Genomic DNA, 10,850 nt, shown 5'->3' on the forward strand with positions numbered 1-10,850 from the left:
TTGAAAGGTAATAGCCTGTGCTAATCCTAAATGAATATGAAATTCTTTAGGAGGTGCACCATTTTGGGCTATATAAAAGCAAAAGATGTTTTGCCACTTGAAGTTATAGAACAAGTACAACAATACATCAGTGGCGAAGTTTTGTATATTCCTAAGAAGGAAAATAGCAAGTGCTTTTGGGGTGAGAATACGCTAACTAAAAGGGAACTTGCAGAACGAAATGCTAAAATTTATTCTGAGTTTTGTTCGGGCATCCCAATTTCAAAACTTGCTAAAAAATATTTTTTGGTAGAAAAGAGCATCCAGCGTATCATACGACAAGAAAAAAATAGAGATTAGTTCTGAATGTGCCATATTTCGATATGGCACATTTTCTTTTTTCAATCAATCATGTTCCTCGCTCAAAGCATTTATTATGTTAAAATAAATTTGTAGTATTCTGACACACCTTAATTTCCATTTCACATGACGGAAATAAAAAAAACCGTTATATGAAGTGGTAATTCAATATGCTTAAAAACTTCTATATATTTCATACTACTGACTATTTAATTTCATATCAAACGACAAAAACAACTTTTACACGCTTGACTTTCACGTAACGTCATAGTGTATTATAGAGAAAACAGGAAAGGTGATTAAAATGAAAGTAAAGTATATTCGTTCTGACAGCGTTTATCAAAAAATCGCAAATGCGTCCATTGAAAAGAAAAATGACATCTATCGTTATGAGTTAATGATGCCTTTCAAGAAAAAATGGGACTGTTATAGTGTCCCAATGAAAGCATCAACGCCTAATGGATATGATGTAATAATGGCAAGTAGTATGCTTGGTCATATTGCGCCAAATAAAGTAGACAAATCCCAGCAGAAAAATATTGAGCAAATTTCTTCTGATTTACTGTGGACTGCTTGCCAACAATCTATTCAGAAATCTTTGGATTGCTTTGCAAATAGTGGTATTGAAGTACCAGTACAGGAATATCTTTTTACAATTTTGTTAGCAGATCCCGAAAGTCCCTATATTTCACTTAATGAAGGGTATTGTGGCGATGGAGGTATTCCCGGCTATATTTTTGCATGGCTTGTTCCTAATCAATATACTTTGGAGCGGTTGCCAGTTGCTCTTGCACATGAAGTCAATCATAATATTCGATTTCAATTTATTCGATGGAGAAATGACATTACACTGGCCGAAATGATGGTTAGCGAAGGACTTGCTGAAAATTTTGCAACTTATTTATATGGCGAAGATAAAGCGGGGCCGTGGGTAACTAAAACTGATATAAAAACCTTAAACGAATATATCAAACCGATTATTTATGATGGGTTAAATGTACAGGGCCTTGAAAATCTTAATGCCTATTTGTATGGAGATGAAATGGCAAAACTGCAAAGCTATCCGGCTGTCGGTTTGCCTTATTGTGCAGGATATGCTTGTGGGTATCATTTAGTAAAGCATTATTTGAAAAAGACAGGCAAAAACATTGTTGAAGCAACCTTATTGCCCGCAAGCGAGATTTTGGAAGTTGCGGAGGATTTTTGGAATGAATAATAAGCCTATGACTGTCCATGAAGTCGCCACATTATCCGGGATAACAATACGAACGCTCCACTACTATGACGAAATAGGCTTGCTAAAACCTACTATGCTTACGGATGCGAAGTATCGCTTATATACAGAAGATGATTTAAGTCGATTGCAGGAAATATTGTTTTTTCGTGAAGTGGGATTTGCTCTAAAAGAAATAAAAGAGTTACTTAACTCTCCATATTACAATCGATCTGAAGTGCTAAAAAAGCAACTTGCAATTTTAGAAGCACAAAGAGAGCGGATAGATGCTTTAGTCAAACTGGTAAAAGCAGAAATCAGTGGAGAGCAAGCCAATTCCTTTTCTGCATTTTCACATTCAAAAATAGTTGAATTACAGGAGAGCTTCAGAGCAGAAATTCTTGAAAAATGGGGAGAAACTCATAGTTTTAAAGAGTTTGAAGCTGCGTTTTCTACAAAAAGTAAAAAAATTCAAAATGAAGAAATGGAGAGGTTCCTTTCGATGGCGCAAACGATATTCGAAAAACTTGCGCTATATGAAACGCAATCTCCCGCTTGCAAAGAGGTTCAACAAATTGTGCAAGCATGGCGAGATTACATTTCAGAACACTTTTATAGTTGTAACAAAGAAATGCTTTCATATTTAGGCCAACTCTATATTTCTGATGAACGGTTTTCCTCATATATAAATAGATTTGGCTGTGGAAATTTGGCTAATTTTTTTAATGAAGCAATTAAAATATATTGCACATTATCAGAAGGATAGAAATTAGGGACAAATCAATTTCGTTGTTACTCTTGCAAAAAGGATATTCTTAGAATAGAACAAATGAGCCCCGAAACAACGGCATATAAAAAAACCGTTGTTTCGGCGGCTGGGTCATCACGCGCCAAAACAAAATACAGTAGCCTTGCGGCGGTTTTGAAATAACAATTTCAAGCCGCCGTTTTCTTTTCAAAAAATGAGATTGCGGAGGGTGTATTAAAGTCGCCCATTTTTTAGGATACGGCGGTGTCCAGGAGGTATCGCCGTGTCCTTGTTCTTTTCCCATCCCCCTAACCTGTCAAAAAAATCATAGCCCCACCTCCAGGGTATTCCGGCTATGTACATGAAATTTTTCGGAACCTTAACTGTTATTCTATTTCATGCGTCCGAATGGCCTTGTGCTACTTGGGCGCTTTTGCGTTCTTATTGTGCTGTTTCGGGCCATGTTGGCCCGAGGTCATACCCCGGTGTCGCTCTCCACCACCTTCGTTTCGGCCACCTGTCAACCCGAACACCCGAAACGGAGGTATTTATGAAAGTTATCAATCTGCGGGATATTTACCCTCACTATACACAGTATTGTTTTGTTGAAGTGACTGACGAAGTGGCCAATCTGTTTTCCGAGTTCGACCACAAAGAAGCGGCTTACCGTCTGCGTACATACCGGCACAAGGCGTACTATTCCCTTGACCGGAATGACGGCATTGAGCATGAGGCTCTTTTCGTTGCGCTTTCTCCGCATGAGCTGTATGAGCGTAAGGTGACTATGCAGGAACTCCATGCCGCCATTTCCCGGCTGCCGGATAAACAGGCGAAACGTATTTACGCCCATTTCATACTCGACATGACCAAAAAGGATATTGCCCGGGCAGAAGGCGTCCATGAAAAAGTCGTGCGGGTTGCCATTGAGCGTGGTCTGCGGAGCCTGGAAAAAATTTCGAAAAAAGTTCTGTAAGGCGTACCGATTTAGGCCAAAAAATGAAATGGTATATGAGAGGCAGTCAAAGCCTCGGGCCACATTGGCCCGAAGTTCGGACAAGCCTTACGCAGCTTGAAAACTGAATAAAAAGATACCCGGATACGAAGGGTGCTTGTGTCAAGTGACAGGCCCGCCATGACCTCTATTGCCAGAGAATAGAGAGAGCGACAAGGCCTATGCCGCAGGCGGGCCTTGGCAGGTCTGCCGGATAAAACACAAAATCCCGGATACTTGCGATTAGTCACAATCCGAGCGTGCAGCGGTGTTGCGAACCGTGAGCCGTCGCAGGTAATGAGATCGCCTTGCCATCAGAATGGGGAGAGCTGAAATGCTATGGGGCGGAACGCCAGCCGCCCGTCCGGTCTATCTGAAAAGCACTTTTGACCTGTGGGGCCTCGCCGCTATTCTGTCTGATGATAGAGCGACCTTTCCGGCGTGGCCCCATACTTTTATGAACAGGAGAACCTTATGAAGAAAACTTATCCGTCTATTCCGGGATTGGAACCGGACACATGGAGCAACGACGCCTGCCGTGGTTATGTGATTATGGCAATGCAGGACTGTGGCTTCTCCCATGAGGATATTCGCCGTGTGGTACGGCAGCTTCACGAAGTCTTTGACTTCCATACCATCAATGAGGCCGAGCAGAAATATTATCATGGCGACTATTGACCTCGGGCCATGTTGGCCCGAAGCTGGGGAAAGCTCAAAGGGCGGCACCTCCCGGGGTGCCGTTTTTTGATGTTTCCCCATTCGGACAAGAGGGAGACTGGTCGGCATTAACCTATACTGGAAAGGGAGGTTTTCAATGGTTCAAGCTGTTACATATCAAAGCGACAAGCAATCTGTATATTTTCAAGGCAAGCTCATTGTGCTGGAAAACCTGACGCCGGTACTCTCCCCGGAGGAAAAGAAGAAGCGGAAAAGGGAAATTGAAAATAACCTGTACGACATATTCAGCAAGTACGGGGACAGATTTCTCTAATCAATCGCAACATTGTTGTCCGGGGCTGCTAATAGTATAATATAGTTGTAAGGTTGGTAGCTCCATTCCATACGGAAAGGAGCCCAATATGGACATTATCAGAGAAGATTGTATTTACGCAAGGCAGTCGGTAGACCGCAAGGACAGTATCAGCATTGAAAGCCAGATTGACTTTTGCAAGTACGAACTGAAAGGTGGAAGCTGTAAGGTATTCAAGGATAAAGGTTATTCCGGGAAAAACACGGACAGGCCGGAGTTTCAAAAGCTGCTGGGAGAAATCCGAAAGGGCAAGGTACGGCGAGTAATCGTCTATAAGCTGGACCGGATCAGCCGCTCCATTCTGGATTTTGCGAACATGATGGAGCTGTTTCAAGAGTACGATGTGGAGTTTGTTTCCTCCACCGAGAAATTCGACACCTCGACCCCGATGGGCCGGGCCATGCTGAATATTTGTATTGTATTCGCACAGCTTGAACGTGAGACAATCCAGAAGCGTGTGACAGACGCTTATTACTCCCGGTGCCTGAAAGGTTTCCACATGAGCGGGCAGGCCCCATACGGTTATCAGTTGGAGCCGACAGTGGTTGAAGGTATCCGCACAAAGAAGATGGTGGCAGACCCCGAAACCGCTCAATATGTGAAGCTGATGTTTGAGATGTATTCCAAGCCGGAAACGTCCTTTGGGGATATTACCCGTTACTTTGAGAAGCAAGGCATTAAGGTTTACGAAAAATCTTTAGTGCGAAGTTTTCTTTCCCAGCTTTTGAGAAATCCGGTTTATGCACAGGCAGACTTGGAACTCTACGAGTTTTTCAAAAGCCAGGGCGCAGCCATTGTCAATGACGCTTCCGATTTTGCCGGAACCAACGGTTGCTATCTCTATCAGGGCCGTGACGTAAAGGAGGATAAGGACAGGTGCCTGAAAGATCAGATACTTGTGATTGCCCCACATGAAGCACTCATACCGTCTGATGTCTGGTTGAAATGCCGGAAGAAGCTAATGACGAATAAGACCTTTCAGCAAGGCCGCAAGCCGAAAAATACATGGCTTGCCGGGAAAGTCAAATGCGGGTACTGTGGGTATGCTTTGAAAGCAACCCATGTGCCGAACAGTCCGGGATATTTCCGCTGTACAAAACGGACAGAGAATAAGGGCTGTCCGGGATGTGGGAAGATCCGCAAGACTGAATTTGAGGAATTTATCTTCAATGCCATGCGGACAAGATTTAAGAACTTTCAGGTCCGCCATGACAGAGAGGAAAAAGTAAATCCGAAACTGACCGCCCATCAGATTGAGCTTGCACAGGTCGAGGCTGAAATTGAAAAACTGCTTGATACACTGACCGGAGCCAATGCGACACTGCTTGCTTATGCCAACAAAAAAATTGAAGAACTGGACACTCGCCGCCAGACTATTTCAAAGGCGATTGCAGAATTGTCCGTTGAAACAATGTCACCCCAGAAGGAACAGGAACTTTCTTATTACCTTGACCACTGGGACAGCATTGAGTTTGACGACAAAAGAAAAGCCGCTGACGGCCTGATTATTTCAATCAGCGCAACCAGCGACCACGTTCAAGTAGAGTGGAAAATCTGAACACTCTTGATTTTGCCACTCTACTTACTTTCAAATCTAAAATTTCTTTTTAATCTTGTTTGTACCCCTTGTACACCGATGCTTCGCTTGTTTCAGATTGTTGATGTCCAGGATAGATACCTGCCGGATGCGTTCTTCAAACGCCATGCAGCTATTCATCTACGTCATCATGTGCGTATTAGGCATCTTCTGATAGTAGTGCATCTGGAATGATACCATTTTAAACAGATCTGTAATCCATAGCTGTGTTATGCATTCTAGAAACGGTATGATCTTACAGCACCAATCGCAATCGGAACCAGCCGTCTGTCTGGTCACACTGGCAGACCGCTCCATTTTTTCGGCAAAAGGCAGATATCGACTGCATCCCAAGACCATGCCCTTCCCTTTGCGCCATTGGAAGGCCGTTGTTTCCAAATACAACATTAGAAGCACATGGATTGGAGAGTTCCAGCATGATGCTAGGTGTCCCCACCATCTTACACCGAATCTTTCGCTGCGTCTGGGGCAGTAAAAGGTTGGCGTGAATGGCATTTTCCAAGGCATTGGCCACAACGATGGCCAATTCGCCCTCATCTATCGGTAGTACGTCTGGCAGGGAGATCCTGGATTCCACCGAAATGCCCTGATTTTGAGCCTGGTCAAAGTAGGAGGCAAACACGGCATCCAGCACCGGTGGGCGACACCAGCGGATTTCTTTCTGATCATCCAGCCGCTTTTGAGCGGCATCCAAAAAGTCCAGCGCGGCGTCTTTGTCTCCCCGCGCCACCAGTTCTGCAGTGGCCTGGAGCCGGTGACGCAGGTCGTGGCGCTCGGTGCGGATGGCATCTTCTGCTGCTTTCACCGCTTCCATGCGGCTTCGCAGGGCCGAAAGCCGCAAAGCCGACATCTGTGCACTGTGCCGTGCCTCCGATTCCTTTCGAACGTTTGAAAATAGAAACATCAAAATAGAATAAACCCCCAACATCAGCAGGGCGATCGCCGGTTTGATGATGCTGCTACTGCGATGGAAGCCTACACATCCAGGGATCAGATAGACGGCGATGATGTAGTAGGTCGCCATGACCAGACATATCAGCCACCAGCCCCGATGCAGCTCCAACAGTATCTGGAAAAACAGAGGGCGCAGGAAACGGATCAGAAACCAGATAACCCCGGTGCTAAGGACCGCGTAGGACAGCACCAGCACCCAGAAGCGGTTGCCAGACAGGTAGTAGATCATCCCTGAGATGTGGTGGATCAGCGTACAGAACAGAACGACAGAAAGCTGCTGAAATATCAGCCGCCATCCCCGGAACCGACTAAGCGTGAACAGGAGCAGTATCAGCGGGATATGGATAGTCACAGCATACGTCCAAAAGGCGGTATCCATATCGACCGCCCGATATAGGGCGACTACTGCCACCATGAGCAGGATCGCAACAAAGGAGACGATGAAAAGGGTGCGCCGCCGGGAATATCGGCTGTCCATAAACAGAAACGCCATAATCATATATAACACCGTCAAAGATTCCATGATAAACAATTCTACCATGTGTTCCGCTCCTCCAGCAATTTTCCCAGGCTGTCTTTCACTCCGTTGTCACCGCCCAGGGAAGGACCACAGTCTAGTCATTGTTCAGCCCAAAACTTGCCCCACACAGGCGAAAGTACCAGTCGGACAGCAAAGGTGTGGTCACCCCTTGAAAGGAAACCCAAAGCGCCTCCACCTGTCCGATCGATTTTTTATCGTCACATGGGGTGGCCGCAGCACATCTGTCCTCTCACGCGTAATCACGTGCAAATTTTGCGCAAATAGTTTCAAATATTGCACAATCACTGCGTTATTTCTTGTTTTTGCATCATGAATATAGCATGGAAGTAAACGGCCGTCAAGAGGGATACTTCGGGCGCATATCCAGCTATACTGGTATCGACAGGATTGGGCACATGCATCTCAACTGCTATTGTGTTTCATAAAGGCCATTGTGATCTGTGGTATAATATATGTTAGCTGTTCTCTTGCATTAGTGGCCTCTATCCGTATTTCTTCGCAGAAATACCCAAAGAGCCGGGATATTCGCATTCCTAGGGGCCTACAACAAGCCCTTCTATGGTAGGCAGTCTTGCTCAACTGGCAGACGGCAATCTCTGCAACGGTATTTCCCGCGAGGAAAGCAGACAAAAAGTAGCAAAATCTCCCCTCCACAATCTGTGGCAATGGCAGCAAACCGATTCTATCATTTTCAGGAGGAAAAGATATGGCAAATTTTTTATCTCAGGAACTTCTTTGGACCAGAAAACCACAAACTGTGACTGTCTCGCAAGATATGGTAGAGATTGTAACCGAGCCTCATACCGATCTGTGGCAGCGAACCTACTATGGATTTCAAAACGACAACGCACCCTTGCTTCAAATTGAGACAACCGAGAAGTATTTCTCGTTCACAGTCCGTACCCAATTTAATAGTAAGTGTCGGTTTGACCAGTGCGGTATTGTCGTCTATCTGGACAGCGAAAACTGGCTAAAAGCATCCATCGAGTATGAAAATAAGTGCTTTCAGCGTTTGGGCAGCGTAGTAACCAACCATGGATTCTCCGACTGGGCTACCACCGATATTTCTGCCGGAGTGAAGGAAATGTGGTATCGGCTCAGCAGACGGGAAAGTGACTACTGCGTGGAGTGCAGCGAGGATGGTACACAGTTCCGACAGATACGCATTTGCCACCTGTGGGACGGTGATGGTAAGATCACCTTTGGGATCTACGCCTGCAGTCCGGAGGACTCGAGCTTCCGTGCCGTATTCAGCCATATGGAGATGACGGAATGTCAATGGAAGGCTCATAAATGAAATCTTAAAAGGCAAAGGCAGGAACGGAAGTCCGTTCCTGCCTTTTCAAAATTCGCAAAACCAAAAAGCACCGCGATAAGTCGAAGCTGAAATCACTTGATATCCTGATGCTTCCAAAGTTTGAAACCAGCGCAAATAGACACAATAAGATATCCACACAACACAATAAAGCACAGCAAGAATGATGATAAGTCATTCGATGCCTCGTAAACAGACGGCATATGCGTAGAGATTTTCAAAAAATCCAGGCTAATATGAATTCGCAAAAATCCCAAAACCATTTCCAAAATTTTCGGGATATTCGGAATTACAAGGCCGAAAATAACGCCTGCAATTGCATTCCTGGTGAAGATTGTCATTGTAACTGCAAAGCTGATGTGCGCCATCACAAAAAGAATGCGTGCCACAATGGAAAGAGCATAGTAACCAGGATAAAGAAGTGTCCCCATGCCAAATTTGCTGCCTGCAACAACTCCCATAACAATGCCGCTGATCAGCATGACCAATAAATATGCAGCGGATATCGTAACAACAATGGAGAGATAGTATTGCTTCTTCGAGATCCCCCGCCCTACAATATTCTTGATCGCACCGGAGCGATAAGCTTCTGCAACCATATTCGATGTTAGCAACATGAAGGCATAAAGAGGGATATCACCATTTAAAAAGGTACCCATCAGACTGTCTACACCACTTGATTCAGATCCCAAAGAAAAAAGTCGGATCGATACAACCAGGAAGATAAGACTGAGAGCAAGGCATCCGAAAAAGAAATTGTCTTTTTTCAGCAGATAAATATGTCCACGAATTAAATTTTTCATACCGCTTGCCCTCCCGAGAGTTTTTCGACAAAAAATTTCTCAATGTCTTCGTCGTTGGCCCCCAAACCACACACACGTACTTTGTTTTCCACCAGGAATTGGTTCAGATCTGCCGCATTGATTTTCTCATGCAAACGCAAGCTTTGATTGGAAAGAACTTCACATCGAACATTCGGATAACGAGACGCAATAAGTGCTTGGGCATCTTGCAAATATCCCGGCTCAACCGTAACTTGGACGCCGCTGCTGCATGCACTTTCCAGCGTTTCTTTGCTGAACTCGTCAATCAGGCATCCGCTATCAATAATGGCATAATCCGTTGCCAGTTTATATAATTCGCTTAGAATATGGCTGGCGATCATAATCGTAGTACCATATTGACGATTTAACGTCTCCAACATTTTACGCATCTCATATACGCCTTCTGGATCAAGGCCATTGATCGGCTCATCGAGAATGAGGAAATCAGGATTTCCCAGCAACGAAATGGCAATCCCCAATCGTTGCTTCATTCCCAAAGAAAATTGGCGTGCTTTCTTTTTTTCCGCATTTTGCAACCCAACCATTTCCAGTATTCTGTGATGATCTTGAAATGGGATGCCAAACAGCAGGGAAAAATAGCGCAAATTTTCTAACACTGTCATGTGCTCATAGATGCCCGGTTTTTCAATCAGCATACCCATGTTATTCCGTACTGCATCATCGTTTGTCTTTCCTAACAAGGTATAACTGCCTTCACTTTGTTGCGTTAAACCACAAATAATGCGCATAAGCGTGGTTTTCCAGCTCCGTTTTTTCCCACCAAACCATAAATCGACTTTTTGGGCACATGAATGCTCACATGATCCAGAACCGTTTTTGCTCCATAAACTTTCGACAGATTATCTGTTTGCAAAATATATTCCATATTATATCCACCTTTTCTATATTTTTGGACATAAAGCGACGAATATTTACTTTATTTTAGTATATTATAAATTGTCCGTTTTGACTACATATTAGGAAGTTGTGAACTTTTTCAATCGAAATAGCATCATCGTTCCTGGAGCTTCCCATCCTCATATCTTCCTTCCGTAATGGACAGCAGCGAGCGCTTTTTTCTCATAGTATTCGCACCGATAGCTTGCGTACACTACACGTTTTATCTCATTTTTCACTTGTGTAAAGCCTCCTTGCTCTTTCGTGTCGTTGAACCAGGGGGCTTATGGTTAAAGGCAAAGAAAAAGCACCGAAACAATAGGTTTCAGTGCTTTTTACTGGCGGAGAGTCAGAGATTTGAAGCAAGTAGATTGCCTTTTTACATCAATTTTCTTTCCTAT

The 10,850-nt window shown here is 44.3% G+C and carries 13 protein-coding genes; 8 read left to right on the forward strand and 5 right to left on the reverse strand.

What is annotated here, in order from left to right; translation table 11 throughout:
- Window positions 1–63 precede the first annotated feature (63 nt).
- From EFB11_RS10355 to EFB11_RS10365, 3 genes are all read left to right on the forward strand, one after another.
- The gene (locus EFB11_RS10355) at window positions 64–339 is read left to right on the forward strand and encodes a CD3324 family protein (RefSeq protein ID WP_087303120.1); all 276 of its coding nucleotides are present in this window, start codon (window positions 64–66) and stop codon (window positions 337–339) included.
- A 304-nt stretch (window positions 340–643) separates the two neighbouring features.
- Window positions 644–1,555 carry a DUF2268 domain-containing protein gene (locus tag EFB11_RS10360; protein WP_122790154.1) on the forward strand — a complete coding sequence of 304 codons (912 nt, stop codon included), beginning with the start codon at window positions 644–646 and terminating at the stop codon, window positions 1,553–1,555.
- The gene (locus EFB11_RS10365) at window positions 1,548–2,318 is read left to right on the forward strand and encodes a MerR family transcriptional regulator (protein WP_122790155.1); all 771 of its coding nucleotides are present in this window, start codon (window positions 1,548–1,550) and stop codon (window positions 2,316–2,318) included. The genes EFB11_RS10360 and EFB11_RS10365 overlap by 8 nt, the downstream gene beginning before the upstream one ends.
- A gap of 49 nt (window positions 2,319–2,367) precedes the next feature.
- Here EFB11_RS10365 and EFB11_RS16875 read toward each other — a convergent pair whose 3' ends face one another.
- The gene (locus EFB11_RS16875; protein WP_140400903.1) at window positions 2,368–2,604 is read right to left on the reverse strand and encodes a hypothetical protein; all 237 of its coding nucleotides are present in this window, start codon (window positions 2,602–2,604) and stop codon (window positions 2,368–2,370) included.
- Between the two features lie 246 nt (window positions 2,605–2,850).
- Between EFB11_RS16875 and EFB11_RS10370 the strand changes: the two genes are divergently transcribed.
- The 4 genes from EFB11_RS10370 (at window position 2,851) to EFB11_RS10380 (ending at window position 5,879) form a co-directional block, all read left to right on the forward strand.
- Window positions 2,851–3,273 (forward strand): RNA polymerase sigma factor, encoded by a 423-nt coding sequence (locus EFB11_RS10370; protein ID WP_122790156.1) that lies wholly within the window; start codon window positions 2,851–2,853, stop codon window positions 3,271–3,273.
- A gap of 492 nt (window positions 3,274–3,765) precedes the next feature.
- Window positions 3,766–3,969 (forward strand): hypothetical protein, encoded by a 204-nt coding sequence (locus EFB11_RS10375; RefSeq protein ID WP_122790157.1) that lies wholly within the window; start codon window positions 3,766–3,768, stop codon window positions 3,967–3,969.
- 136 nt (window positions 3,970–4,105) lie between these two features.
- Window positions 4,106–4,282, forward strand: a complete 177-nt coding sequence (locus EFB11_RS16880) for a hypothetical protein (protein WP_022518867.1) — start codon at window positions 4,106–4,108, stop codon at window positions 4,280–4,282.
- Window positions 4,283–4,370: 88 nt separating this feature from the next.
- On the forward strand, window positions 4,371–5,879 hold the full coding sequence (locus tag EFB11_RS10380) for a recombinase family protein (RefSeq protein WP_122790158.1): 1,509 nt from the start codon (window positions 4,371–4,373) through the stop codon (window positions 5,877–5,879).
- A 274-nt stretch (window positions 5,880–6,153) separates the two neighbouring features.
- Here EFB11_RS10380 and EFB11_RS10385 read toward each other — a convergent pair whose 3' ends face one another.
- Window positions 6,154–7,413 carry a GHKL domain-containing protein gene (locus EFB11_RS10385; protein WP_122790159.1) on the reverse strand — a complete coding sequence of 420 codons (1,260 nt, stop codon included), beginning with the start codon at window positions 7,411–7,413 and terminating at the stop codon, window positions 6,154–6,156.
- Between the two features lie 706 nt (window positions 7,414–8,119).
- Between EFB11_RS10385 and EFB11_RS10390 the strand changes: the two genes are divergently transcribed.
- Window positions 8,120–8,710 (forward strand): DUF1349 domain-containing protein, encoded by a 591-nt coding sequence (locus EFB11_RS10390; protein ID WP_122790160.1) that lies wholly within the window; start codon window positions 8,120–8,122, stop codon window positions 8,708–8,710.
- A gap of 92 nt (window positions 8,711–8,802) precedes the next feature.
- On the opposite strand, the gene EFB11_RS10395 is transcribed toward EFB11_RS10390, so the two are convergent.
- From EFB11_RS10395 to EFB11_RS16885, 3 genes are read right to left on the reverse strand one after another with little or no spacing between them, the layout of a single operon-like run.
- Window positions 8,803–9,531, reverse strand: coding sequence for a hypothetical protein (locus EFB11_RS10395; RefSeq protein WP_122790161.1), 729 nt, complete (start codon window positions 9,529–9,531; stop codon window positions 8,803–8,805).
- Window positions 9,528–10,301, reverse strand: coding sequence for an ATP-binding cassette domain-containing protein (locus tag EFB11_RS10400; RefSeq protein WP_122790162.1), 774 nt, complete (start codon window positions 10,299–10,301; stop codon window positions 9,528–9,530). Before EFB11_RS10400 ends, EFB11_RS10395 begins: the two co-directional genes overlap by 4 nt.
- Entirely contained in the window at window positions 10,280–10,438 is a 159-nt protein-coding gene (locus EFB11_RS16885; protein WP_164706723.1) for a hypothetical protein, read from the reverse strand. The genes EFB11_RS10400 and EFB11_RS16885 overlap by 22 nt, the downstream gene beginning before the upstream one ends.
- Window positions 10,439–10,850 lie beyond the last annotated feature (412 nt).

This window comes from Intestinibacillus sp. Marseille-P6563 (assembly GCF_900604335.1).
In the GTDB taxonomy this organism is placed as follows: Bacteria; Bacillota; Clostridia; order Oscillospirales; family Butyricicoccaceae; genus Butyricicoccus_B.